Origin of the sequence: Erythrobacter westpacificensis, from assembly GCF_039542285.1 — a bacterium.
Classification (GTDB): Bacteria; Pseudomonadota; Alphaproteobacteria; order Sphingomonadales; family Sphingomonadaceae; genus Alteraurantiacibacter; species Alteraurantiacibacter westpacificensis.
Map to the genome: position 1 here is coordinate 199,294 of NZ_BAABHV010000001.1, position 24,307 is coordinate 223,600.

The window sequence follows — 24,307 nt, forward strand, 5'->3', positions numbered from 1 at the left end:
GCTTTACATGGGAAGCCATTGCAGCGGTTCGGGCAAGTCGTCCGCAGAATAGTCGACCTGAAGAACGCGGCGATGCCCGGATGAATTCGAGCTCTGGGTGGCATGAAGTATCGGGGTTGAATAGCACCATATATCGCCTGCCTTCGCGAGGCAGACGACCCTGCCGCACCGGGCGACTACGTCAGCGATCTGCCTTTCCGGGATAAGGCCGAGCAGATGAGAGCCGGGGGCTACCATCAGCGGGGCATTGTCTTCGCCTACGTCATCGAGATGAAGCCGCAGAGTTACCATGCGCGACAACAGCCGAATTGGCGGTTTGGCGTGTTGGGCACCCAGCTTTTGCACCCGAGAAGAGCTGAAATCCACCGGATCGAAAAGCCGCGTCGTCGTGCATCGGCATGCAGTGCAACAGGCGACGGGAAGGCGCAACCACGACCAGCTGCAGGCCCTCCAGATCGTAGTCCGCGGATTTTGTTCTCGACGGGTATCGCCTAGTCGGCGGCGAATTCGCGGTAGCGTTCGTTGCCGACGAAGGCGAACTTGTCGAGCCGGGCATCGGCGACCGCGTTGATGACACCGACGCTGGCTTCGTAGCTGGCGTTGGCTTCGGGTTCGAAGCGGATGACGGGCATTTCGGGCTGCGATGCGGCGGCGGTGAGGCGGGTGGTCAGCTCGTCCCCGGAGACCGCCTCGCCGTTCCAAAGCACTGCGCCATCCTGCTGCACGACCAGAGCGACGCTTTCGTAGTCGGATGCGGCAGCGGGGCCGGGGCCAGGCAGGTCCACGTCCAGCCGATGCGCGGCGATGGGGATCGAGAGGATCAGCATCACGAGCAGCACGAGCAGGACGTCGATCAGCGGCGTGATGTTGAGCGCGCTCATCGGCTCGGGCTGGCGGTTGAAGCTGCGGTCGAGCAACCTGGAGCGAATGGCCATGGCAATCTCCTCTTCCCCACATTCACGAGAATGAAGGTAATACAATAACATCACACCAGCCCTTATCGGTCAAGTCACGGGACTTCCAGGCACGTTCCCGGCGGATTGCAGGCACAAAAAAGGGGCGGATCGCTCCGCCCCTGATTTGTTCAGATTGCGAGGGAAGGATTACTCCTTGCCGAAGCTGCGATACTTCTCGTTGCCGACGAAGCCGAACTTCGTGACGCCGCTGGCCTTGATGATGTTGAGCACCTTTGCCGACAGGTCATAGCTGGCGTTGGCTTCCGGCTCGAACTGCAGCTCCGGCTCCACCGCGAAGGTGAGCGACTGCTGCAGGTTGCCGACCAGTTCGCCCTGGCTGATGGGCGTGGCGTTCCACAGGATCTGGCCGTTCGGGGTCAGCACGATCTTGTTCTTGATCGGGTCGACGTCCGGCGTGTCCGGGTTATTGGTGGGCGAGGGCAGATCGATGTTGATCGCGTGTGTCGCCACCGGGATGGTGATGATGAACATGATGAGCAGCACGAGCAAGACGTCGATCAACGGCGTCATGTTCATGTCCATCATCGGTTCGCCATCATCGCTGCCGCCTGACATTGCCATGGTAGCTTACTCCTTAAAGTCTATCGTCCGCGTCGTGACCGAGGGCCGGATCAGCCGTTCGGGTCGACGGGGTTGGAAATGAACCCGACGGTGGGATAGCCAGCCGCCTGGACGTTGAAGATCGTGCCGGCAACGCAGCGCCACGGGGCATTCACGTCACCGCGGATGTGCACCTGCGGGATCAGTTCCGGGTTCTGCATGATCGCCTCGGGGCCACCGGCGTTGGTCACGATGGTATCGAGACGCTCGAACGCGCGGTCGTAGAGTTCGCCCGAATCGACCAGCGTGGTGTTGTTGAGGAAGATCCGGCATTCGCCGTCGCGCGTCGCACCCGTGTAAGCGGTGTTCAGCGTGCTCGGCGTGCGGCCTTCCGGGTCGGTGGTGGTCACGGTGATCAGCAGGTTCTCGACCTTGTCATCCGATTCGACCGACTCGAAGATCGGGATCTCGAGCTCTTCGACCGTCTGGATGGCAACCGGAACCGCGATCAGGAAGATGATCAGCAGCACCAGCATGACGTCCACCAACGGCGTGGTGTTGATGTCCGACATGGGCGTTTCGCCGCCGCCGTCTCCCATCGATATGGCCATGTCTCTAGTCCTATCTCAGAATTCGTATCTGGTGGCGGGCGCTCGCATGCGAAAGCGCCCGCCCGGTTCTATGACGTCGCTCGCCTTATGCCTTGGGGGCGTTCGGCGTGGTCGACGTGGCCGTTGCACCTGCCTTGGTGGTGGCGGGCTTGGCAGCGGCCGTCTTCGAGCCAGCGGCCGGAGCCAGCGACGGCTTCACGGCGCCGTTCGAGGTGATGTTCGCCTGCAGATCGGTCGAGAAGCCCGAGAGCATCGACTGGATCTTGCGGTTGCGGCTCATCAGGTAGTTGTAGGCGAACACCGCGGGCACGGCCACGAGCAGACCGATGGCGGTCATGATCAGGGCCTCACCCACCGGGCCTGCAACCTTGTCGATCGAGGCCGAGCCGGACATGCCGATGTTGATGAGAGCGCGGTAGATGCCGATCACGGTGCCGAGCAGGCCCACGAACGGTGCGGTTGCGCCCACGGTGGCGAGGAACGGCAGGCCGCCGTTCAGCTTGGCCATGATGGCGCTTTCCGAACGGGCGAGGGTGCCGTGCAGCCAGTCATGCGATTCCAGGCTGTCGTGCATCTTGGCCGACTCGTCGCCGGCACGGATGCCGTCGTCGACCAGCTGGCGCCATGCGCTGTTCTTGTCGAACTTGGTGGCACCTTCCTTGATGGAACCGGCGCGCCAGAAAGCGGCACGGTTGGTGCGGTATTCCTTCATCACCTTGTTCTGCTCGAAGATCTTGGTGAACAGGATGTAGAACGAACCGACCGACTGGATCACCAGAATCGCCAGGATCGACCAGGCGACGGGGCCGCCCTGTTCCATGGCTTCCATGAAGCCGAACTGCTGGGCTCCAACTTCGGCACCCGTGGGGGCGAGAATTTCGATAAGCATGCGTTTGTGTCCTCTTCCTAGAGAATGTCTGTGTGATCAGTTGATCTGGTAAACAATGTTGGTGGACCAGCTGCCCGTAGTCGGGTTGCCGGCATCGTTCAGGGCCGGATTGAAGCGTGCGTAACGCGTGATGTCGGAACACGCAGCTTCGTCCAGGATCGGATCGGCGGACCGCGTGACGCGGCAGCCCGATACGCGGCCGTCGGGGCCGACAGTCACCGAAACACCGACCGTACCCTCGATTTCGCGGCGAAGGGCACGCGACGGGTAGTTCTCGATGATGCGGCGGGTCCAGCGAGCCTGGCCGTCCGGGGTCGCCGGGCGTGCCTGCGAAGGCGGCGGCGGGGGCGGTGCAGGCGGCGCGGGAGGCGCCGGCGGCGGAACGATCAGCGCAGGCGGCGCGGGCGGCGGAATGTTCGCCTGCGTCCGGATCGGCGGCGGGGCCGGCGCGATGCTGATCGGCGGAGGCGGCGCAACCGGCGGCGGCGGCGCAACTTCCTGTTCGGGCGGCGGTGGCGGTGGCTCCTCCTCCGGCTCCGGCACTTCTTCCTCAATGTCCACGGTGGTCACTCGCTCAGCGATTTCCTTCACCGCCGACATGGCGAGTCCGGAAATGAGCAAATAGCCCACTGCCACGTGGATGAGGGCAACGATGACAATCGAGATAACTCGACTGCCGCTCATTTCTTGGTCAGCGTAAGCCATCCAGTCCCTTCACTCCGTTTCTCAACCGGCCGGATCGAACGATCCAGCCCTCCTGAGACTACCCGGATAGGCTCCGAGCGATCCCGCATGAATGTTTTGCCTATCGCTTGATAACTAGTGACGCGGACCCGGCACAACCAAAAATGTGCCAAAAACGTCACAGCGGGAAATTTTCTATCTTTCTCCCGGACAGACTTGGGCGGCTCTTAACGGGCCATTACGGATGGGGCAAACCCTTTGTTGATTAAGCCCGGATTCAGCGACACCGCGCTGCACTGTTGAAGATGCCGGACCCCTCGCCGGTTCTGGCGCGTTATTGCAATGATCGCCCGCGCGCATATGGCCTGCCCGAGATGGCTCGCCCAAGAAGGAATGACATGCCGACTTCAACCCGCCCCGCCCCTCTACGCGCCTTGCTCGTCGGCCTGCTCGGTACGGCCGCTGCCGCTTGTGCCACCACAGGTCCGGCCATGTCGCAGGACATGCCGGCGGCCGAATTGCCGGCCTCCCAGGCGCCGACCTATGTCGACCTTGTGACGATGGCGATGGCTGCCGATACCGTGGCCATCGTGACGGTGGAGGAGCAGATTCCCTTCCCCCCCGAACGCGCGCCGAACCTCGCACCCTCGAAGGTGCGCCTGTACATCGAGGCGCTGACGCAGAGCCTGCTGGTCGCCCCGCAGGGTGTTGGCGCCGAACTGGTTTACGTGGTGGACCAGGGGCGTGACGACGATGGTGATGCGCCCGACCTGGAAGACCGCACCTTCCTCATCTTCGGGGATCTTTCGCGCAGCCAGCCCGGAGCGATCCAGCTGCTTTCGTCCGATTCCATGCTGCCCGCAGGACCGCAGATCGAATCGCGGGTGCGCCGGGTGCTGACCCAGCTTGCCGCAGCAGACGCGCCGCCGGCGATCACCGGCGTGCGCGACGTGATCTCGGTGCCGGGCAACCTCGCGGGCGAATCGGAAACGCAGATGTTCGTCGAGACCGAGAGCGGCGCGCCCGTATCGCTGTCGGTGATCCGCCGCCCCGGCATGGCACCGGAATGGGGCGTATCGCTGGGCGAGCTGGTGGATGCCTCCGCCACCCCGCCGCAGCCCGAATCGCTCGAATGGTTCCAGTTCGCCTGCTTCCTGCCGCGCGAACTGCCGGCCGATTCGTTCCTGCAGACGGATCGTGCCTCGCAGGAACGCGCGCGCGAGGACTATGCCTTCATCCTCGCCGAACTGGGGCCGTGCGAGCGGCGCTTTACCGGATAGAAGCACGACTGGTCTGGCCAAGCGAGCGCTGCATGCCTAACGGTCCCGCCCCGAACGTAATTGCGAACGTATCAGGACGGGGAATGCAATGGCTGACAATCTGCGAATCGCCTTGGCGGGTCTGGGAACCGTGGGCGCGGGCGTGCTGCGCCTGCTGGCCGAGAACGGCGACCTGATCGCCGCGCGCGCGGGCCGCGCGATCGAGGTGGTGGCGGTCTCCGCGCGCGATCGCGGCAAGGATCGCGGCGTGGACCTGTCGCCCTACGCCTGGGAAGACGACATGACCGCCTTCGCCGCGCGCGACGATGTCGACGTGGTGGTGGAGCTGGTCGGCGGCTCCGATGGCCCTGCGCTGGCCCTGGCACGCAAGGCGCTGGGCGGCGGCAAGGGCCTCGTCACCGCCAACAAGGCGATGGTGGCGCATCACGGGCTGGAACTGGCGCAGCTGGCCGAGGGCAATGATGCGCCGCTGCGCTACGAGGCGGCGGTGGCGGGCGGCATCCCGGTGATCAAAGGACTGGCGGAAGGTGCGGCGGCCAACCGGATCGAGCGCATCTACGGCATCCTCAACGGCACCAGCAATTACATCCTGTCCGAAATGGAGACCACGGGCCGCGATTTCGGCGACGTGCTGAAGGACGCGCAGGCACTGGGCTATGCCGAGGCCGATCCGACATTCGATATCGAGGGCGTGGACGCGGCGCACAAGCTCTCCATCCTCGCCAGCATCGCCTACGGGACTCAGCTGGATTTCGCGGCGGTCGACACCAATGGCATCAGCAAGATCCGCGCGGCCGACATCGCCCAGGCGCGTGCGCTTGGTTACGTCATCCGCCTGATCGGGCTGTCCGATTGCAAGCAGGAGGGCGGCGAGCGCCACCTGTTCCAGCGCGTTGCGCCCTACCTCGTGCCGGTGCGCCACCCGCTTGCCGCCGTGGACGGGCCGACCAACGCCGTGGTGGCGGAAGGCAATCATGTCGGTCGCCTGCTGTTCCAGGGCGCGGGCGCGGGGGATGGCCCGACGGCCAGCGCCGTCGTGGCGGACCTTGTCGACATTGCGCGCGGCACGCGCATGGCGCCGTTCTCGCAGCCGGTGGAGACGCTGGTGGCCAGCACGCCGGCCGATCCCGGCAACCGCCGCAACCGCGCCTACGTGCGCTTCACCGTGGCCGACCGCCCCGGCGTGCTGGCGGAGATCACCGCCGCCATGCGCGATGCGGGCGTCTCCATCGAGAGCATGATCCAGCACGGCCATCCGGACGACGGCAACGAGGAACCGGTGCTGGTGGCGCTCGTCACCCACGAAGGCCCGGAAAGCGGCGTCACCCGTGCGCTGGAATTGCTGGAAGGCTCGCCCGCGCTGGTGGAAGAGCCGCTGGTGATGCGCCTGATCGGTTAGTCTTATTCCGAAAGGTCGATCGGCACGCGCTCGCCGCTCGGCACCGGACTGGTCGGCGTATCGTCAGCCTCGACAGCGGAAACCGCTGCCGCCTCTTCTTCGCTCAGCGGTTCAGGGAAAGCGGACACGTCGATCAGCGGCGGATAGGGCGGGACATAGCCCACGCGCATGCAGGCGAGCGATTCGCCCTGCGTCACCCAGCACGGCGGGTCCGTCAGGCCGGGAACGTGCCGCCTGTCGGACTGCACCGGGCGCGGCAGGGGCGACAGGTAACGCTCCGCCTCGTCCAGTTCGCGGCACACGACGATAGCCCCGTCCTCGCGGACCTCTTCCTCGCAAGGTTTTGCCTCCATCAGCGGCACCGGCTCGTCGCTGTCCGCTTCGCTTTCGAAGTCGCTGGGGCCATAAACCTGCTGCGCCCCGGCGGGCGCGCAGATGGTCAGAGGGGCGAAAAACAGGGCCAGCCGCCTCGACATTGTCATCCCCCCGACCTAAGCGCCCTAGCCAATCATGGTCCGACATTCAGATGGGAGCCTGAATTACCTATGAATTCCGCGAAATCCGCCGACAGCGTGCTCGACCGCGTCCTCGTCATGGAGATGGTGCGCGTCACCGAAGCCGCCGCCATCGCCGCATCGGACCTCGTCGGCCGGGGTGACGAGAAGGCCGCCGATGCCGCCGCCGTCGAGGCAATGCGCAAGAGCTTCGACACGCTCTACATCGACGGCACCGTGGTGATCGGCGAGGGCGAGCGGGACGAGGCGCCCATGCTCTACATCGGCGAAAAGGTGGGTGGAGCGCCGGGCAAAGGTCCCAGGATCGACATCGCATTGGACCCGCTGGAAGGCACCACCATCACCGCCAAGGCCGGGCCCAACGCGCTGGCCGTACTGGCCGCCGCGGAAGAGGGCTGCCTGCTGAACGCGCCCGACGTCTACATGGACAAGATCGCCGTGGGGCCGGGCTATCCCGAGGACGTGATCGACCTTGCAAAAACGCCGACGCAGAACGTGGAGGCCGTGGCCGCCGCGAAGGGTGTGCAGCCCAAGGACATCATCGTCTGCGTGCTCGACCGTCCGCGCCATGCCGAGCTCATCGCGGAACTGCGCGGCATCGGCTGCGGCGTGGTGCTGATCGGTGACGGCGACGTGGCGGGCGTGATCGCCACCACCGACCAGGACACCACCATCGATATGTACATGGGTTCGGGCGGCGCACCCGAAGGCGTGCTGGCCGCCGCCGCCCTGCGCTGCGTGGGCGGGCAGTTCAACGGCCGCCTGCTGTTCCGCAACGACGACGAACGCCGCCGCGCGCACAAGTGGGGCATCGAGGATCTCGACCGCATCTACAAGCTGCACGACCTGGCGAAAGGCGACTGCATCTTCGCCGCCACCGGCGTCACCAGCGGCTCCCTGCTGGACGGCGTGAAGCGCATCAAGCGCCCCAACGGCGAACGCATCATGACGACCGAGAGCGTGGTGATGCGGGCGAGTTCGGGCACCGTGCGCTGGGTGCGGGGCGAACACCGGATCGACTGATGAGCGCACCGCTGCTCCGCGAATTGCCCGGCGCAGCAGGGCAGATGGCGGAAAGGCTGCGCGCGCGATCCCTTTCGGCTGGACGCGCACAATTCCGCCAGAGCGGCACGCTGCGCAATCTGGGCAGCCGGAGATGGATGCGCTTCAGCGCAAGGCAGTGGATGGACCTTGCCGGGTGCAACTTCGATTGGCGCGCGCGGGTCGGTCCGCTCGGCCTCGTACAGGTGCAGGATTCGCTGGTGGAAGGGCACCCCACGGGCGCGGTCAATGTGCTGGGCATCGTGCCGCTCGCCCGGGCCGATGCGTCCGCGCAACTGCTGAAGGGCGAGCTGATGCGCTATCTGGCGGAACTGCCCTGGTGCCCGGACGCCATCCTGTCCAACCCGGCGCTGCAATGGGAGACCGTCGATGACCGCCGCCTCCGCGTGTCGGCATCTCTTGGCGATGCGACGGGCGCAATCGTCGTTACGCACGACGGGGAAGGTTTGCCGCTGGCTATTGCCGGCCAGAGGCCCGCGAAAGAAGGGCAGACCTTCGTGGAGCGTGAATGGCACGGCAGCTTTGCCGACTGGCGCGATTTCGATGGCCGCTGGATCCCGCAATCGGGCCGTGTCTGGTGGATCGTCGATGGAGCGCCATTCGACGTGTGGCGCGGCCGGATCGCGCAATGGCAGGCCCCGCCGGGGTAAACCGGCGGACGCGGAAAAGCCGCCTCCTCACGTTGCAATTCCATGACGCTCCGCTAGGGCGAAGCCATCCGCACCGCCTGAGGGATTCGCATCCATGAAAATCATGTCCGGCAATTCCAACCTGCCGCTCGCCCGTGCCATTGCCGGCTATCTCGAAGTCCCCCTCACCGATGCCAGCGTTCGCCGCTTCGCCGATGAAGAGGTGTTCATCGAGATTCACGAGAACGTGCGCGGGGAGGACGTGTTCATCGTCCAGTCCACCAGCTTCCCGGCGAACGACAACCTGATGGAACTGCTGATCGGGATCGACGCGCTGCGCCGCGCCTCTGCCAAGCGCATCACCGCCGTCGTGCCCTACTTCGGCTATGCCCGGCAGGACCGGAAGCCCGGCCCGCGCACGCCGATCAGTGCCAAGCTGGTCGCCAACCTCATCACCGAGGCAGGGGCCGACCGGGTGCTGGCGGTGGACCTGCACGCGGGCCAGATCCAGGGCTTCTTCGATATCCCGACCGACAACCTCTACGCCGCGCCCACGATGGCCGCCGATATCCAGGCGCGCTACGGCGACAAGGACCTGATGGTCGTCTCCCCTGACGTTGGCGGCGTGGTGCGCGCCCGCGCGCTGGCCAAGCGCCTCGACAACGCGCCGCTGGCCATCGTCGACAAGCGCCGCGATCGCCCTGGCGAGAGCGAGGTGATGAACATCATCGGCGACGTGAAGGGCCGCTGCTGCATCCTGATTGACGATATCATCGATTCGGGCGGCACCTTGTGCAACGCGGCGCAGGCGCTGATGGACCAGGGCGCGAAATCGGTGACGGCCTACATCACCCACGGCGTGCTGTCGGGCGGCGCGGTGGCGCGCATCAACAAGTCCGCGCTGGAAGAACTGGTGATCTCCGATTCCATCCAGCCGACCGATGCCGCCAAGGACTCCGACAATATCCGTATCCTGCCGATAGCGCCCCTGCTGGGCGAGGCGATCCGCCGCATCGCGGACGAAAGCTCGGTCTCGAGCCTGTTCGACTGATGGAAGCGGGGCGGAACGGGTGAACAAGAGAGGGGTTGAGTGCGCATGAACCTCGACGCTGAAATCGCCCTTGCCCACCGCCTTGCCGACGCTGCGCGCAAGGAAATCGTGCCGCTGTTTCGCACAGGCGTGGACAGCGAGGCGAAGGGCGATGCCACGCCCGTCACCATCGCCGACCGCAATGCCGAAGAGGCGATGCGCAGGCTGATCGAGGCGGAGTTTTCCGCCGACGGCATCCACGGCGAGGAGTTCGGGGTGAAGGACGGGGTATCGGGCCGCCAGTGGGTGCTCGATCCGATCGACGGCACCACGGCCTTCCTGGCGGGTCGACCGATCTTCGGCACGTTGATCGCGCTCTTGGTGGAAGGCTTCCCGGTGCTGGGCATGATCGACCAGCCGATTGCGGGCGAACGCTGGCTCGGCATCGCCGGGCAGGGCACCACCTATAATGGCAAGCGCGTGGAGACGCGGCGCTGCCGCGAACTTTCGTCCGCCAGCCTTGCTACCACCGGGCCGCAATACTTCAGCCAGACCGAAGGCGATATCTTCATGATGCTGGCCGCGAAGACCGATCACAAGCGCATGGTGATGGGCGGCGATTGCTACAATTACGCCTGCCTCGCCTCGGGCCACCTCGACATCGTGTGCGAGGCGGGGCTGAAGCTGCACGACTACGCGGCGCTCGTCCCGATCGTCGAAGGCGCGGGCGGGATGATGTGCGACTGGCAGGGCGAGCCGCTTCATGCCGACAGCGACGGCTCCGTGCTGGCGCTGGGCGATCCGGCGCGGCTGGAAGACGTGCTGGAAGCGATGGGCGGCAACTGATGAACCTGTTCGTCTACGGCGTGCTGATCCGCAAGCTGGCGCAGGGCCGCGCCGCCGAACTGGTCGCCGCGCTGGACGACGGTCTGCCCGCCACCACGCGCGGGGCCCTCTACGGCGTGGAAGGCAAGGACGGCGGCTGGTATCCGATCCTGCTGCCCGATCCCGACGGTGACGAAATTCACGGCGTGGTGCACGAGGCAGGCGCAGTCGAATGGCAGGCGATGGACGAATTCGAGGACGCGCATTACGGTCCCGACGCAGAATATCGCCGCGAGACCATCCCGGTCATGCTGCCCAACGCGCTGGTGGTGGACGCACAGGCCTATTGCTATGCCCGCGCCGTTCCCCCCGATGCCGTGCGGATCGAGGGCGGCAGCTTCGCCGCATGGCTGGAGGAGACGGGTCGCAGGCCGATCGCCTCGCGCTAGGCTTTCCTACACAGCCCGGAGCAGGCATGCCCGCCAGTTGCTCTTTCCCGTCACCGGCCCCTTTCGCAGGCAATCACCCCTTCCACCCGGATGTGTTTCATCAACTAACTTGCATTCTTGCGCAGAATCGCTAGATGCGCGCCCTTCACTGACACGTGATTATCTTCCGGTCTGGCTGAAAGGGCTGCCAGGGCTGGTTGGACGTGTTTCTGACAAAGGAGACGAAAATGCCCAAGCTGAAGACCAAGAGCGGCGTGAAGAAGCGCTTCAAGCTCACCGCCACCGGCAAGGTCAAGCATGGTGTCGCCGGCAAGCGCCACCGCCTGATCAGCCACAATGCCAAGTATATCCGCCAGCAGCGCGGCACCAAGGTTCTGGCCAAGGCCGACCAGGCTGCCGTGAAGAAGTGGGCGCCCTACGGCCTCGATTGAGCCGGGTTTACAGGAGATAAGATATGCCTCGCATTAAACGTGGTGTGACCACCCGCCAGAAGCACAAGCGTATTCTCGACCAGGCCAAGGGTTACCGCGGCCGTCGCAAGAACACGATCCGCGTCGCCCGTCAGGCCGTCGAAAAGGCCGGCCAGTACGCCTATCGCGACCGCAAGGTTAAGAAGCGCAACTTCCGCGCCCTGTGGATCCAGCGCATCAACGCCGCCGTGCGTCCCGAAGGCCTGACCTACTCGCAGTTCATGCACGGCGTGAAGCTTGCCGGTATCGAGCTGGACCGCAAGGTGATGGCCGACCTCGCGATGAACGAAGCCGAAGCGTTCGGCCTGATCATCAAGCAGGCCAAGGAAGCGCTGCCCGCCTAAATCGGCAGGCCGCTTCCCGGCACAGCAGAAGGGCGCGGATGGCAATGGCCGTCCGCGCCCTTCGCTTGTGCGGGTCCGGCAAGCGCCAACCGGGATCGCAAACGAGGGCGCCTGCGGGTGTCCCGCTCGGACTATTGCAAGTCCTCGACAGATACCCAGCCGCTGGTCCCGAAATTGTCGGACACCTCGATCCACAGGCCGTCGCGCTGGCCTGAAGGTGTCAGCTGCGTCCCTTCGCGCAGCGACCGGACTTCCGCACTGGCGGCATCGGGCCGTTCTCGCATTACCGTGTCCACGGCCACGACGGCGCCCGGTTCATCGCCCGCTGGCGCGGTAGCGGTCGGCGAGGCTTGCAGCGCCGCACGCTGCTCCACCAGCTGGTTGAACGCGACGATGAAGGCCTCGGTCAGCTTGCGTCCATTGCCGCTCTCGCTGTAGCCGGCGGTATCCGCCAGGCCGCGGTTGTAGGCCCCGTCGGAGCCGCGAAAGCTAAGGCTGGAACGGTTGACAGAGCCGGTGCCTGCAGCCAGCGGCTGTCCCGTAGCCGGGCTTACCACGGTCAATGCGGCAGAAACCGTCGTCCGCCGTCCGCCAAGGCCGCCAAGCATGCCGAGCGCGGCACCGCCGAACGGTACGCGCGAGAGGATGCCCGTCGCCGCGCCGGAGCGCCACAGCGCCTCCTTGGCAACGCCCGTGGCCATGTTGATGCCTTCGTCGACCTCCTCTTGCGATCCGGCAATCGCCGTTACCAGGAAGTTTGCGGCACTGCCATCAGCCCCGGTGTGCGGGGTAAAGCATCCCGACTCCGTGGCCAGCCGGGAGACGAGCATTCGCGGACTGCCGAGGTCCCACTGGCTCCAGCCCGCGGAGGGGCTGTCGACCAGGGCAATCGAGCCGAGGCTCTGCTCGCATCGCACCAGTTCCACGTCATCGTCGTCCGCCAGGGCGGGCGCAGGCGCAAGCGCCACTGCCACTCCCAGAAGCACTGCATTTCTCATAAACGTCATCGGCTTTCCCCCGCTTGTTGCGTCGGGCGTGAGGGAGCCGCAATTGCCGCGCCGAACAAGAGGCAGAACGCAACCTAACAGCGCTTGTCATGTAGCTAACGGCGCTTGTCACGATTTGACCGCCGGATCCCCTGATATTGGTGTCGACCACGCAAGAAACGGTAGCGCTGACTTTGATGCCATTTCGCAACTGGCTTTAAGTGCAGTTGATTTATGGCCAAATCGGATAGAATCGTCCGATCTGGAGTTATTGCCTTGTAGAATGTCGTGAACTTTGGTTTTGGGGCCGCGCTCGCCGGACCTTGCCGGCGAATGGGGGCCAGTATTTCGACAATGCCGGAATTGCACGAAGCGGTTGGAGTTCGGATCTACAGCCTGGGCTCCCGGTTGCAGGATTACTTCACTGCGCTCTATTGCTTCTCCGTCGAGGCCGCCGACGGGGTCGAGGTCGTCGATTGCCATTATCCGGACTGGGCAGCGGTCCATTTCCTCGCCGGAGGTGAGCCGCATCGGGTATCCCTGTGGGGCGAAACGCCGCAGGAGAGGGCCCCTTTCACGGCAAACGGGCCTACCAGCCGCGCTCTCAGCGTCCGCCTGCGCTCGAGCCAGTTCTGGAGCCTCGGGCTCAATCCGGTTGGTTGGTCCCGTTACGCCGAAAGCCCGGCGAGCGGTGTCGCCAACACTATTGTCGATGGCCAGGACCACGCCGCTTTCGCGCGACTGGCACCAATTCTCGAGATCGTTCGCGAAAATCCAGGTGATCCCGACGGCACCGCGCGCCAGATCGAGGACTTCTTGTGCACGGCCCGTTCGACTCGCAGTCCGCACGAGGTGCAGGTCATTGCGCTGCACGAAGCGCTGCGAGACCCGGCAATCGGCGATGTAGAGGGGCTTGTGGACCGCGTCGGCGTCAGCCGCAGGACGCTGGAGCGGCTCGCATCGCGCTATTTCGGCTTCTCGCCAAAGCTGCTGCTGCGCCGCCAGCGTTTCCTGCGCAGCCTCGGCAAGTACACGCGCAGTTCCGATAGCAACTGGAGCACGTCACTCGACGGGCACTACGTCGACCAGGCCCATTTCGTCCGCGATTTTCGCGCCTTCATGGGCATGACGCCGAGCGAATACGTGCAGATGCCACACCCTTTGCTGGAAAGTATTTTCACCCCCCGGCTGGCCGAACAGGGCGCGCACCAGGGCTGACGGAGCACCGTCACGGCGAATTAGGGCTTGGGCACCGGGCGACAGGCGGCTAACAGGCGCGGCCTGACCGTAAGTCATCCCGTCCGTAAATCAAATCGAAGCACCATGTCCGATCACGATCAAACCGCCCGAGAGGCGAGCACCCGCATTGCCGAAGCGGCAGACCTGAACGCGCTGGAAGCGCTGCGCGTCGAATATCTCGGCAAGCAGGGCAGCATTTCCGGCCTGCTGAAGACGCTGGGTAAGATGAGCCCGGAAGAGCGGCAGGAGAAAGCGCCCGCGATCCAGGCGTTGCGCCAGTCGGTTGCCGACGCGCTGGCCGCGCGCAAGGACGAGCTTGAGGCCGCCGAACTCGAAGCGCGCCTCGCCACCGAAACGATCGACCTCACCCTTCCCGCGCCGCAAGCGCCGAAGGGCAGCGTCCATCCGGTCAGCCAGGTGATGGACGAGCTGGCGGAAGTGTTTGCCGACCTCGGCTTCGCTGTCGCCACAGGGCCGGAGATCGAGGACGACTGGTACAACTTCACCGCGCTCAACATGCCCGAAAGTCATCCGGCGCGCGCGATGCACGACACTTTCTATTTCCCGGATACGGCGCCCAAGGGCGGCAAGATGCTGCTGCGCACGCACACCAGCCCGGTGCAGGTGCGCACCATGATGGCGGAAGGCGCCCCGCTGCGCATCATCGCGCCCGGCCGCGTCTATCGGTCGGACAGCGATGCAACGCACACGCCGATGTTCCACCAGATCGAAGGTCTGGTGATCGATAAGGACATCCATCTCGGCCACTTGAAATGGACGCTGGAAACCTTCCTCAAGGCCTTTTTCGAGACGGAGGACATCGTCCTGCGCCTGCGCCCCAGCTACTTCCCCTTCACCGAACCGAGCGTCGAAGTCGACGTCGGCTTCGCTATCGAGAACGGGAAGCGCATCCTTGGCGGCAGCGGCGACGAGCCGGGCCACGGCTGGATGGAACTGCTGGGCAGCGGCATGGTCAATCGCCGTGTGATCGAATTCGCAGGGCTGGACCCCGACGAATGGCAGGGCTTTGCCTTCGGCGTCGGCGTCGATCGCCTCGCCATGCTGAAATACGGGATGGACGACCTGCGCGCCTTCTTCGACGGCGATACCCGCTGGCTGTCGCACTATGGCTTCAGCCCGTTCGACCAGCCCACCCTTTCTGCCGGCGTAGGAGCGAAGGCATGAAGTTCTCGCTCGAATGGCTGACCTATTTCCTCGAGACCGAGGCCAGCGTCGCCGAAATCGCCGCAAAGCTGAATGCCATCGGCATCGAAGTGGAAGATATCGAGGACCCGGCAGAGAAGCTGGAAGGCTTCCGCGTGGCCGAAGTTCTCACCGCCTCGCCGCATCCCGATGCCGACAAGCTGCAGGTTCTCACCGTCTCGACTGGAGAGGGCGATCCGCTCACCGTGGTGTGCGGCGCGCCCAATGCCCGTGCAGGCATGAAGGGCGTGCTGGGCGTGGCAGGCGCCGTGGTGCCCGCCAACGGCATGAAGCTGCGCAAGTCGGAAATTCGCGGCGTCGAATCGAACGGCATGATGTGCTCGGTGCGCGAACTGGAGCTTGGTGACGCGCACGAAGGTATCATCGAACTGCCCGAAGATGCGCCGGTTGGCGAAGACTTCGCCACCTACCACGGGGCATCGCCCGTGTTCGACGTGGCGATCACGCCCAACCGTCCCGATTGCATGGGCGTCTACGGCATTGCCCGCGATCTTGCGGCGGCAGGCATGGGCACGCTGAAGCCACTGCGCGAGCATGACATTGCCGCCACGTTCCCCTGCCCGGTGGAAATCTGCACGGACGATCCCGAGGGCTGCCCTGCGTTCTATGGCCGCGTTATCAAGGGCGTGCCCAATGGCGAAAGTCCTGAATGGATGCAGCAGCGCCTGTTGGCGGCGGGCCAACGCCCGATCAGCGCGCTGGTGGACATCACCAATTACATGATGCTGGCTTTCGGTCGCCCGGCGCACGTCTATGACCTTGCCAAGCTTTCCGGCCCGGTCGTCGCCCGCCGCGCGAAGAATGGCGAGCAGGTGCTGGCGCTGAACGAGAAGACTTACACGCTCGATCCCAGCATGACCGTGATCGCCGACGACAACGGTGTGCACGATATCGCCGGGATCATGGGCGGAGAGCATTCGTCCGTGCAGCCCGAGACAACCGACGTGCTGCTGGAAATTGCGTACTTCGATCCCGAGGCCATCGGCGTGACGGGCCGCAAGCTGGGCCTTGCCACCGATGCCCGGACACGGTTCGAGCGCGGGGTGGACCCGGCCTGGCTGGACGAGGGGCTGGAAAGCCTCACTAGCCTGATCCAGCGTTTCTGCGGCGGCGAGGCGAGCGAGATCGTTCGCGCCGGATCGCCGCCGACCGAGCCGAAGGTGATCGCTTTCGATCCGGCCCTGACCGCGCGCCTTGGCGGTGTCGATGTTCCCGAGGCCGAGCAGAAGCGCATCCTCGAAGCGCTCGACTTCGGTGTTGGCGCGGACTGGAGCGTCACTTGCCCGCTGCGTCGGCATGACATCGAAGGCGCTGCCGATCTCGTCGAGGAAGTGGTGCGTATCCATGGCCTGGATAACGTGGCCAGCGTGGCCCTGCCGCGTGCCGAAGGCGTTGCCAGGCCCACCGCTACGCGGATGCAGGCGCTGGAACGGCGCCTGCGCCGCGGTGCTGCCGCACGCGGCCTGAACGAGGCCGTGACGTGGTCCTTCCTGCCCACCCAGCAGGCAGAGCATTTCGCCGATGGCGAAGCGCTGTGGGTGCTCGACAACCCCATCAGCGAGGACATGAAGGCCATGCGCCCCTCGCTCATCCCCGGCCTGCTGAGTGCGGCCAAGCGCAACGCCGATCGCGGCGCTGCCGCCTCGCGCCTGTTCGAGATCGGTCGCCGTTACCTGCGCGCGAAGGACGGGTCGAGCGACGAACATGCCACTCTCGCTGTCGTACTGGCGGGGGAGAAGACCCCGCGCGGCTGGGCCAATGGCAAGGCTGCGAAGTTCGATGCTTTCGATGCCAAGGCCGAGGCCGAGGCGCTTCTTGCCGAGGCTGGCGCTCCGGTCGACAAGCTGATGGTGATGGGTGGGGCCGGTGGCCAGTTCCACCCCGGCCAGTCCGCCACCCTGCGGCTCGGCCCCAAGAACGTGCTCGCCCGCTTCGGCGCGCTGCATCCCGCAACGCTCGATGCCTTCGATATCGACGGGCCGGTGGTGGCCGTGGAAATCTATCTCGACGCGATCCCTGCCAAGAAGGGCCAAAAGAAAGGTGGGGCCGGGTTCGAGAAGCCGGACTTCGCCCCGCCCGCACTGCAATCGGTGGAGCGCGACTTCGCCTTCCTCGTGCCGCAGGAGCTTGCCGCCGCAGACCTGTTGCGCGCTGTAAGGGGCGCGGACAAGGCGAACATCGTGGATGCCCGTGTGTTCGATGTGTTCGAGGGACAGGGCGTGCCCGAGGGCAAGAAGTCCGTCGCCATCGAAGTGACGCTGCAACCGGGCGAGAAATCGTTCAAGGACGAGGAACTGAAAGCGATCAGCGACAAGGTCGTCGCCGCTGCTGCCAAGCAGGGCGCGGAGCTGCGCGGCTGATCCATGACGTCCAACCGCCGAACTTTCGCGATCATCTCGCACCCCGACGCCGGTAAGACCACGCTGACGGAAAAGCTGCTGCTGCAAGGCGGCGCGATCCATCAGGCAGGGCTTGTGAAGGCGCGCGGTGCCGCGCGGCGGGCGCGGTCGGACTGGATGAAGATCGAGCAGCAGCGCGGCATCTCGGTCACCTCGTCCGTGATGACGTTCGAAAAGGAATACGCCGAACTCAACGGGGGTGAGACCATCACCTTCAACCTGCTCGACACGCCGGGGCACGAGGATTTCTCGGAAGACACCTACCGCACGCTGACCGCAGTCGACTCCGCCATCATGGTGATCGACGCGGCCAAGGGTATCGAGCCGCAGACCCGCAAGCTGTTCGAGGTGTGCCGCCTGCGCTCCGTGCCGATCATCACTTTCGTCAACAAGGTGGACCGCGAAGGTCGCGATCCGTTCGAGACGCTGGACGAAGTGGCCGACATGCTCGCGCTGGACGTGTCTCCGCAGATGTGGCCCATCGGCATGGGCGGCCTGTTCGAGGGGCTGCTGGATTTCAAGACCGGCGAAGTGGCGCGGCCCGAAGGCGATTCGAAGGAATATCTCGGTAAGCGCGAGGCGAATGCCGACATCCCCGAACAGTATGCGGAGGAAGCCGAGCTTGCGCAGGCGGGCTATCCCGAGTTCGACCTCGAAGCCTATCGCAACGGCGACCTGACACCTGTCTACTTCGGCTCCGCGCTGAAGAACTTCGGGGTCGAGGAACTGATAGATGCCATCGCCCATATCGCCCCGCCGCCGCGCCCGCAGCCCGCTGGCGAGACGAAGATCGGCCCGGAGCATGACGAGGTTTCCGGCTTCATCTTCAAGGTGCAGGCGAACATGGACCCCAACCACCGTGACCGCATTGCCTTCATGCGGCAGGTGTCTGGCACCTTCAAACGCGGCATGAAGCTGACCCCCTCGGGCCTCGGCAAGCCCATTGCCGTCCATTCCCCGATCCTGTTCTTCGCGCAGGACCGCGAGATCGCCGACACGGCTGAGCCGGGCGATATCATCGGCATCCCCAACCACGGCACATTGCGCGTGGGCGATACGCTGTCCGAAAAGAACGAGATCCGCTTCACCGGCCTGCCCAATTTCGCGCCGGAAATCCTGCGCCGCGTGCAGTTGAAGGACCCGACCAAGACCAAGCAGTTGCGCAAGGCGCTGGACGACCTTTCGGAAGAGGGCGTGATCCAGGTGTTCTACCCGGAAATCGGCGGCAGCAGCATCGTGGGCGTGGTGGGCCAGTTGCAGTTGGACGTGCTCGTTTCGCGGCTTGGTGCGGAATACAAGGTGGGTGCCGGGCTGGAGGCCTCGCCCTTTGCCACCGCGCGCTGGCTGAAGGGATCGGACGCCGCTCTGCGCGAATTCGAGAGGTTCAATCAGGGCAACCTGGCGCGCGACCGCGACGGTGATCTTGTCTTTATGGCAAAGAGCGCGTGGGACGTGGGCTATCAGGAAGAGAAGAACCCGGACCTGACCTTCTCCGCCACCAAGGAACGGTGACAGGGTGCGGCCTCTCGCGTAGGCTGCCTCTATGTCCGACTTTTTCGACGAGCTGAACTTCAAGCATATCGAGATGATCGAGGACCAGCCGGTCTTCTTCGTCGCGACTGCTGCCGCCGATGCGCGGATCAACCTCTCGCCCAAAGGGCTGCGCGATACCTTCCGCGTGCTCTCTCCCGACCGCGTCGCCTATCTCGATCTTGGTGGATCGGGCAACGAGACGAACGCGCACCTGCTGGCGGACGGGCGGATCACGCTCATGTTCTGCAATTTCCAGCAACCCGCGCTGATCCTGCGCATCTACGGCAAGGGCAAACCCGTGCTGCCGTGGGAAAGCGGCTGGGACGAGATCGCCCAGCACTTCATCCTCCTGCCCGGCACGCGGCAGATCTTCGATATCGAGGTGGAAAGCGTGCAGACAAGCTGCGGCTGGGGCGTGCCCTTCATGGAATACGAGCGGGAGCGCAAGACGCTGCTGAAAGCGCATACCAATGCCGACCCGCAGGAATGGGCAGGCAAGTACAAGCGCCGCCGCGAAAGCATCGACGGCCTGCCGACGCGCACCACGGACCGCTATATCGCCGGGGACGTGCCGCAGGACGGCTGATGCAGCTCACTTTCGCCAGCTACAATATTCACAAGGGCGTGGGGCTGGACCGGCGCCGCGATCCCGATCGCATCCTCTCGGTGATCGAGGAGCTGGATGCCGATGTCATCGCTCTGCAGGAAGTGGACGAGCGGTTCGGCGCCCGGCGCGCCGTGCTCGATCAGGAGGAACTCAGCGAAAACGGCTGGCAGATCGTCGCCCATTCCACCAAGCCTGCCAGCATGGGTTGGCATGGCAACGCCCTGCTGGTGCGCGACAGGCTGGAGGTGCTGGAGGTTGAAGCCGAGACGCTCCCCCAGCTGGAACCGCGCGGAGCGGTGCGGGCGCAATTGCTTTCCCAGGGCCAGCAGATCTGCGTCACCTCGATGCACCTCGACCTCTCCGGCCTCCTGCGCAAGCGACAGTTCGCACACCTGTGCAACAACTCGCGCGCGCCGGGCCTGCCAGCTGTGATGCTGGGCGATTGCAACGAGTGGATACGCCCCATCGGCGGCGAACGCGGCCTGGCAGCACACTGGGACATGGTGGAACCCGGCAAGAGTTTCCCGGCGCGCAGGCCACTGCTGGCGCTGGACCGGCTGATGCACACGCCGCACTGGAAACTGCAAAAGGCCGAGGTCCACGCCAGCCCGCTGGCCCGGCAGGCATCCGACCACTTGCCCATAAAAGTGACATTGAGCCTATCGTAGGCTCGACGCTGCTTAAAAATTAGGCGCGCTGCCTGCGAATTGGGCGCTGGCGGAGCGCCGCATCGCCGAGCATCCCGCCAAGTTCCCGAAAACATTCACGTCCCTCCATTTGGCACGGCTGTTGCAATGCAGCATCTGCGGCCGGGAGCGACCCGGCAAGTCATAGGGGTCAGGGATGAAATTCGTCATCGCCATCATCAAACCATTCAAGCTCGACGAAGTGCGTGAAGCACTCGCCGGCCTGGGCGTCGCCGGCATGACCGTGTCGGAAGTGAAGGGTTTCGGTCGCCAGAAGGGGCAGACCGAGATCTACCGCGGTGCCGAGTACTCGGTGAACATGCTTCCCAAGGTGAAGCTCGAAATCGCTGTCAGCGACGAGCTCATGCCGAAGGTCGTCGAGACCATCCAAGAAACCGCCAGCACGCAAAGCATCGGCGACGGGAAGATCTTCGTGCTCGAACTCGCTTCGACCACGCGCATCCGCACCGGCGAAACCGACGAAACCGCGTTGTGATCAGGGGGTCAGACAAAATGAAATCTGCAATTCTCAAGACTGGCGCCGTCGCTGTGACCGCGCTGCTTGCATCCAGCCCGGCCTTCGCGGCCCCGGCTGCCGATGCCGCCGCCGAAGTGGCGGCCGATGCCGTATCAGGCGGTACGGCCTATATCTTCAACACGCTGCTGTTCCTTATCGGCGGCTTCCTGGTGATGTGGATGGCGGCAGGCTTCGCCATGCTCGAAGCGGGCCTCGTGCGCGCCAAGAACACCTCCACCCAGTGTCTCAAGAACATCGGCCTATATTCCATTGCCGGCCTGATGTTCTGGATTATCGGCTACAACATTGCCTATCCCGGCTTTGCCGAAGGCAGCTCCGGCCTGTTCGGCATGGCTGGCACGGCCTACGGCATGCAGGGCGTGGGCGAGGCGGACCTGGAAACGGGTTACTCGGTTGCCTCCGACTGGTTCTTCCAGATGGTCTTCTGCGCCACCACCGCCTCGATCGTCTCGGGCACGCTGGCCGAACGCATCAAGATCGTTCCGTTCTTCATCTTCGTGACCGTGCTGACCGGCGTCATCTATCCGGTGGTCGTCAGCTGGGAATGGGGCGGCGGCTACCTCGACAGCGCATGGGGCTTCTCCGACTTCGCAGGTTCCACCCTGGTCCACTCGACCGGCGGCTGGGCTGCCCTCGTCGGTGCCATCATTCTCGGCGCGCGCCTCGGCCGCTATACCGATGGCAAGGTCAACGTGTTCCCCGGCACCAACATCCCGCTGGCAACGCTGGGCACCTTCATCCTCTGGCTCGGCTGGTTCGGCTTCAACGGCGCCTCGCAGCTTGCGATGGGCACCGTGGGTGACGTGTCGGACGTGTCGAAGATTTTCGTGAACACCAACATGGCTGCCTGTGGCGGCGTGGTGATCGCGATCATCCTGACGCAGCTTCGCTACAAGAAGGCCGACGTGACGATGGCCATGAACGGCGCGCTGGCCGGCCTCGTGTCGATCACCGCGGAGCCGCTGGCTCCGACCGTAGGTCAGTCGATCCTGATCGGCATGATCGGCGGCGCCATCGTGGTCTTCACCGTTCCGCTGCTCGACAAGTTCAAGATCGACGACGTCGTCGGCGCCATCCCGGTCCACCTGTTTGCCGGTATCTGGGGCACGCTGATCGTGGCCTGGACGGGCGATGCGACCTTCATGGGCCAGCTCGTGGGCGTCCTGCTCACCGCAGTCTGGGTCTCGGTTGCCTCGGCCATCGTGTGGTTCATTCTCAAGGCGACCATGGGCCTGCGTCCCTCCGCCGAGATCGAGACCGCTGGCCTCGATGTCCACGAAACCGGCGTGGAAGCCTATCCGGATCTCGCCCGCCAGGCCTGATCCTTCACCGAATTGGCGGGGGCGGGAACCACCTCTCCTCTCCCACCCGACCCCGCCAACACTCGTTCCTCCTGCGAACGTACAACTTAGCAAGGGCCGGAGCCGTAAAGCTCCGGCCCATTTTTTTGTTGCACGTGGGGGCCGGTGTCCGGTTACAAGGCCGCCGTGTCCCGCCCGGCGTGGCGGGGATCAGAACCTACAGGGGAACCGCGCATGAAAATGGTCGTCGCAGTCATCAAGCCGTTCAAGCTGGAAGAGGTGCGCGAAGCGCTGGCCGTTATCGGCGTCGCGGGCATGACCGTGTGCGAGGCCAAGGGCTTTGGCCGCCAGAAGGGGCAGACGGAGATCTACCGCGGCGCGGAGTATGCCGTGAACATGCTGCCGAAGGTGCGGCTCGAAATCGTCGCCAGCGACGAGATCGCCCCCAAGATCGTCGAGACCATTCGCGAGGCAGCCAACACCGGGTCGATCGGCGACGGCAAGATATTCGTCCTGGAAGTCGGCGATGTAACCCGCATAAGGACCGGTGAAACCGGCGAACTTGCAGTTTGATTTCAAGGGGATTGATCGCTCTGTTGACCGGGGGAGACATGCGGCGAAAAAATTTCACCTCATGTAGTCTTTTTACAACTGCAATCCGCCAACCAAATCTCCTTGCCGCTTAAGCATCTGATAATCGGATGAAATTCCCAGAAGGCGCGCGCGGGCTTCGTTGGCCGGTATGCGAATACTTCGGTTTGCGGGTCGGGATATTTTCGTTTGTTGCTGCATTGGCGCAATCGATGATCTAGTATTGTCAGTCTTACAGCGAGAGGTAGATCAACAAATGAAGAAGCTTCTTATCAGCGCCTCGATGGTAGCGCTTGCCATCCCGGCGACCGCCCATGCTCAGGTATACATCGGTGTCAGTGGGGGTGTTGCCGCCAATGAAAACGCCGAGAACGAGGGTGAGTTCACTGCGACCCTCCCGGCCCAGGGCCCGGTTGCGGCCGTTCCGACCGGGACAGAATATGAATTCGAAACCAATGTCGGCGTGGGCTGGACGGCCGGCGCGCAGCTTGGTTACGCGTTCGACAACGGCTTCCGTGTCGAACTGGACGGCAACTACCAGGCGATGGATATCGAATACCATCGCGGCCTGACTGTCGGCGGCGCCAACATCGATGACAGCGATCTTGGCCGCGTGCTGCTGCGCCAGGAACCCACCAACAGTTCGATCGGCGCCTTCCTTGCCGATGGCACGGGCGACGTGGAAACCTACGGTGTCTTCGCGAACGTCCTGTACGATATCCAGCTGGGCAACATCGAACCATACCTCGGCGTCGGGGCGGGTCTTTTCTGGGTCGATCTCGACTATGCGCCGAGCGGCGTGGAGCTGGTGAACGACAATGACGCGACCTGGGCCTACCAGGGCATCGCTGGTGTTTCGGGCAACATTGCCGACAACGTGCAGCTGTTTGCCGAGTACAAGTATCGCCGGATTTTTGCTGATTCCGACAGCTATGATGTCTCGGTCCTCCCGATTACGCTGACGACCGATTTCGCCCAGCACTCGGGCACGATGGGCCTGCGGTTCATGTTCGGTGGCGAAGAAGCGCCGCCGCCGCCTCCCCCGCCGCCGCCGCCCCCGCCGCCGCCTCCTCCGCCCCCGCCGCCTCCGCCGCCGCCGCCTCCGCCGCCGGCTCCGGTCTGCGAGCAGGGCCCCTACATCGTGTTCTTCGATTGGGACGAGTCCACCATCACTCCGGAAGCAGCCACCGTGCTCAACTCCGCCATCACCGCCTACGGCGATTGCGGCACCGCAGCCATCATGCTAGCCGGCCACACCGACCGTTCCGGCTCGGTGGAATACAACATGGGCCTGGCAGAGCGTCGTAACGCATCGGTCCGCGAATACCTCACCGGTCGCGGCATCCCGGGCGGTCGCATCTCCAGCGAAGCATTCGGCGAAAGCATGCCCCGCGTGCCCACCGCCGACGGCGTGCGCGAACTGCAGAACCGCCGCGTGGAAATCACTTACGGTCCGGGCTCGGGCATGTAAGCGGTTTCACACCGACACATACGAAAAG

27 protein-coding genes are annotated in these 24,307 nt (G+C 64.6%); 19 read left to right on the forward strand and 8 right to left on the reverse strand.

The window, feature by feature from the left end; translation table 11 throughout:
* Nucleotides 1-3 precede the first annotated feature (3 nt).
* From ABFX23_RS01060 to ABFX23_RS01085, 6 genes are all read right to left on the reverse strand, one after another.
* On the reverse strand, nt 4-291 hold the full coding sequence (locus ABFX23_RS01060) for a phytanoyl-CoA dioxygenase family protein (RefSeq protein ID WP_346031476.1): 288 nt from the start codon (nt 289-291) through the stop codon (nt 4-6).
* Nucleotides 292-491: 200 nt separating this feature from the next.
* Nucleotides 492-935 (reverse strand): ExbD/TolR family protein, encoded by a 444-nt coding sequence (locus ABFX23_RS01065; RefSeq protein ID WP_346031286.1) that lies wholly within the window; start codon nt 933-935, stop codon nt 492-494.
* A 168-nt stretch (nt 936-1,103) separates the two neighbouring features.
* Nucleotides 1,104-1,538, reverse strand: coding sequence for an ExbD/TolR family protein (locus ABFX23_RS01070; protein ID WP_346031287.1), 435 nt, complete (start codon nt 1,536-1,538; stop codon nt 1,104-1,106).
* 50 nt (nt 1,539-1,588) lie between these two features.
* Nucleotides 1,589-2,128 carry an ExbD/TolR family protein gene (locus ABFX23_RS01075; protein WP_346031288.1) on the reverse strand — a complete coding sequence of 180 codons (540 nt, stop codon included), beginning with the start codon at nt 2,126-2,128 and terminating at the stop codon, nt 1,589-1,591.
* 85 nt (nt 2,129-2,213) lie between these two features.
* Complete coding sequence (locus ABFX23_RS01080; protein ID WP_346031289.1) at nt 2,214-3,017, reverse strand: MotA/TolQ/ExbB proton channel family protein; 804 nt, start codon at nt 3,015-3,017, stop codon at nt 2,214-2,216.
* A gap of 36 nt (nt 3,018-3,053) precedes the next feature.
* Nucleotides 3,054-3,701, reverse strand: coding sequence for an energy transducer TonB (locus ABFX23_RS01085; protein ID WP_346031290.1), 648 nt, complete (start codon nt 3,699-3,701; stop codon nt 3,054-3,056).
* Between the two features lie 398 nt (nt 3,702-4,099).
* Here ABFX23_RS01085 and ABFX23_RS01090 point away from each other — a divergent pair, with 398 nt between their 5' ends.
* Nucleotides 4,100-4,981: a hypothetical protein gene (locus ABFX23_RS01090; RefSeq protein WP_346031291.1), complete on the forward strand. Its 882-nt coding sequence runs from the start codon at nt 4,100-4,102 to the stop codon at nt 4,979-4,981.
* An 88-nt stretch (nt 4,982-5,069) separates the two neighbouring features.
* On the forward strand, nt 5,070-6,380 hold the full coding sequence (locus ABFX23_RS01095; protein WP_346031292.1) for a homoserine dehydrogenase: 1,311 nt from the start codon (nt 5,070-5,072) through the stop codon (nt 6,378-6,380).
* A gap of 2 nt (nt 6,381-6,382) precedes the next feature.
* On the opposite strand, the gene ABFX23_RS01100 is transcribed toward ABFX23_RS01095, so the two are convergent.
* Nucleotides 6,383-6,862: a hypothetical protein gene (locus ABFX23_RS01100; protein WP_346031293.1), complete on the reverse strand. Its 480-nt coding sequence runs from the start codon at nt 6,860-6,862 to the stop codon at nt 6,383-6,385.
* Between the two features lie 63 nt (nt 6,863-6,925).
* Here ABFX23_RS01100 and glpX point away from each other — a divergent pair, with 63 nt between their 5' ends.
* The 7 genes from glpX to rplT all read left to right on the forward strand — a co-directional run bounded on the left by glpX (nt 6,926) and on the right by rplT (nt 11,704).
* Nucleotides 6,926-7,918 (forward strand): class II fructose-bisphosphatase, encoded by a 993-nt coding sequence (gene glpX / locus ABFX23_RS01105; RefSeq protein ID WP_346031294.1) that lies wholly within the window; start codon nt 6,926-6,928, stop codon nt 7,916-7,918.
* Complete coding sequence (locus tag ABFX23_RS01110; RefSeq protein ID WP_346031295.1) at nt 7,918-8,607, forward strand: DUF6544 family protein; 690 nt, start codon at nt 7,918-7,920, stop codon at nt 8,605-8,607. Before glpX ends, ABFX23_RS01110 begins: the two co-directional genes overlap by 1 nt.
* A 94-nt stretch (nt 8,608-8,701) precedes the next feature.
* Nucleotides 8,702-9,637, forward strand: coding sequence for a ribose-phosphate pyrophosphokinase (locus ABFX23_RS01115; protein ID WP_346031296.1), 936 nt, complete (start codon nt 8,702-8,704; stop codon nt 9,635-9,637).
* 45 nt (nt 9,638-9,682) lie between these two features.
* Nucleotides 9,683-10,462 (forward strand): inositol monophosphatase family protein, encoded by a 780-nt coding sequence (locus ABFX23_RS01120; RefSeq protein WP_346031297.1) that lies wholly within the window; start codon nt 9,683-9,685, stop codon nt 10,460-10,462.
* A complete protein-coding gene (locus tag ABFX23_RS01125) occupies nt 10,462-10,890 on the forward strand; it encodes a gamma-glutamylcyclotransferase family protein (protein ID WP_346031298.1) in 429 nt (142 codons plus the stop codon). Before ABFX23_RS01120 ends, ABFX23_RS01125 begins: the two co-directional genes overlap by 1 nt.
* Before the next feature lie 227 nt (nt 10,891-11,117).
* The gene (rpmI, locus tag ABFX23_RS01130; RefSeq protein ID WP_048884691.1) at nt 11,118-11,321 is read left to right on the forward strand and encodes a 50S ribosomal protein L35; all 204 of its coding nucleotides are present in this window, start codon (nt 11,118-11,120) and stop codon (nt 11,319-11,321) included.
* Nucleotides 11,322-11,344: 23 nt separating this feature from the next.
* Nucleotides 11,345-11,704: a 50S ribosomal protein L20 gene (gene rplT, locus ABFX23_RS01135; protein WP_120076368.1), complete on the forward strand. Its 360-nt coding sequence runs from the start codon at nt 11,345-11,347 to the stop codon at nt 11,702-11,704.
* Nucleotides 11,705-11,835: 131 nt separating this feature from the next.
* Here the strand turns inward: rplT and ABFX23_RS01140 are convergent, their stop codons facing one another.
* Nucleotides 11,836-12,711, reverse strand: coding sequence for an SH3 domain-containing protein (locus ABFX23_RS01140; protein WP_346031299.1), 876 nt, complete (start codon nt 12,709-12,711; stop codon nt 11,836-11,838).
* 312 nt (nt 12,712-13,023) lie between these two features.
* On the opposite strand from ABFX23_RS01140, the gene ABFX23_RS01145 reads away from it, so the two are divergent.
* The 10 genes from ABFX23_RS01145 (at nt 13,024) to ABFX23_RS01190 (ending at nt 24,279) form a co-directional block, all read left to right on the forward strand.
* On the forward strand, nt 13,024-13,908 hold the full coding sequence (locus ABFX23_RS01145) for a helix-turn-helix domain-containing protein (protein WP_346031300.1): 885 nt from the start codon (nt 13,024-13,026) through the stop codon (nt 13,906-13,908).
* A gap of 105 nt (nt 13,909-14,013) precedes the next feature.
* Nucleotides 14,014-15,114 carry a phenylalanine--tRNA ligase subunit alpha gene (pheS, locus tag ABFX23_RS01150; RefSeq protein WP_346031301.1) on the forward strand — a complete coding sequence of 367 codons (1,101 nt, stop codon included), beginning with the start codon at nt 14,014-14,016 and terminating at the stop codon, nt 15,112-15,114.
* Nucleotides 15,111-17,513: a phenylalanine--tRNA ligase subunit beta gene (gene pheT / locus ABFX23_RS01155; protein WP_346031302.1), complete on the forward strand. Its 2,403-nt coding sequence runs from the start codon at nt 15,111-15,113 to the stop codon at nt 17,511-17,513. Before pheS ends, pheT begins: the two co-directional genes overlap by 4 nt.
* Before the next feature lie 3 nt (nt 17,514-17,516).
* The gene (locus ABFX23_RS01160; RefSeq protein WP_346031303.1) at nt 17,517-19,064 is read left to right on the forward strand and encodes a peptide chain release factor 3; all 1,548 of its coding nucleotides are present in this window, start codon (nt 17,517-17,519) and stop codon (nt 19,062-19,064) included.
* A 31-nt stretch (nt 19,065-19,095) separates the two neighbouring features.
* Complete coding sequence (locus tag ABFX23_RS01165; protein WP_346031304.1) at nt 19,096-19,671, forward strand: pyridoxamine 5'-phosphate oxidase family protein; 576 nt, start codon at nt 19,096-19,098, stop codon at nt 19,669-19,671.
* Nucleotides 19,671-20,360: an endonuclease/exonuclease/phosphatase family protein gene (locus ABFX23_RS01170; protein ID WP_346031305.1), complete on the forward strand. Its 690-nt coding sequence runs from the start codon at nt 19,671-19,673 to the stop codon at nt 20,358-20,360. The genes ABFX23_RS01165 and ABFX23_RS01170 overlap by 1 nt, the downstream gene beginning before the upstream one ends.
* A 175-nt stretch (nt 20,361-20,535) precedes the next feature.
* The gene (locus ABFX23_RS01175; RefSeq protein WP_120076376.1) at nt 20,536-20,874 is read left to right on the forward strand and encodes a P-II family nitrogen regulator; all 339 of its coding nucleotides are present in this window, start codon (nt 20,536-20,538) and stop codon (nt 20,872-20,874) included.
* Between the two features lie 17 nt (nt 20,875-20,891).
* Nucleotides 20,892-22,238 (forward strand): ammonium transporter family protein, encoded by a 1,347-nt coding sequence (locus ABFX23_RS01180; protein WP_346031306.1) that lies wholly within the window; start codon nt 20,892-20,894, stop codon nt 22,236-22,238.
* Between the two features lie 213 nt (nt 22,239-22,451).
* The gene (locus ABFX23_RS01185; RefSeq protein WP_120076378.1) at nt 22,452-22,790 is read left to right on the forward strand and encodes a P-II family nitrogen regulator; all 339 of its coding nucleotides are present in this window, start codon (nt 22,452-22,454) and stop codon (nt 22,788-22,790) included.
* A 274-nt stretch (nt 22,791-23,064) separates the two neighbouring features.
* A complete protein-coding gene (locus ABFX23_RS01190) occupies nt 23,065-24,279 on the forward strand; it encodes an OmpA family protein (protein ID WP_346031307.1) in 1,215 nt (404 codons plus the stop codon).
* Nucleotides 24,280-24,307 lie beyond the last annotated feature (28 nt).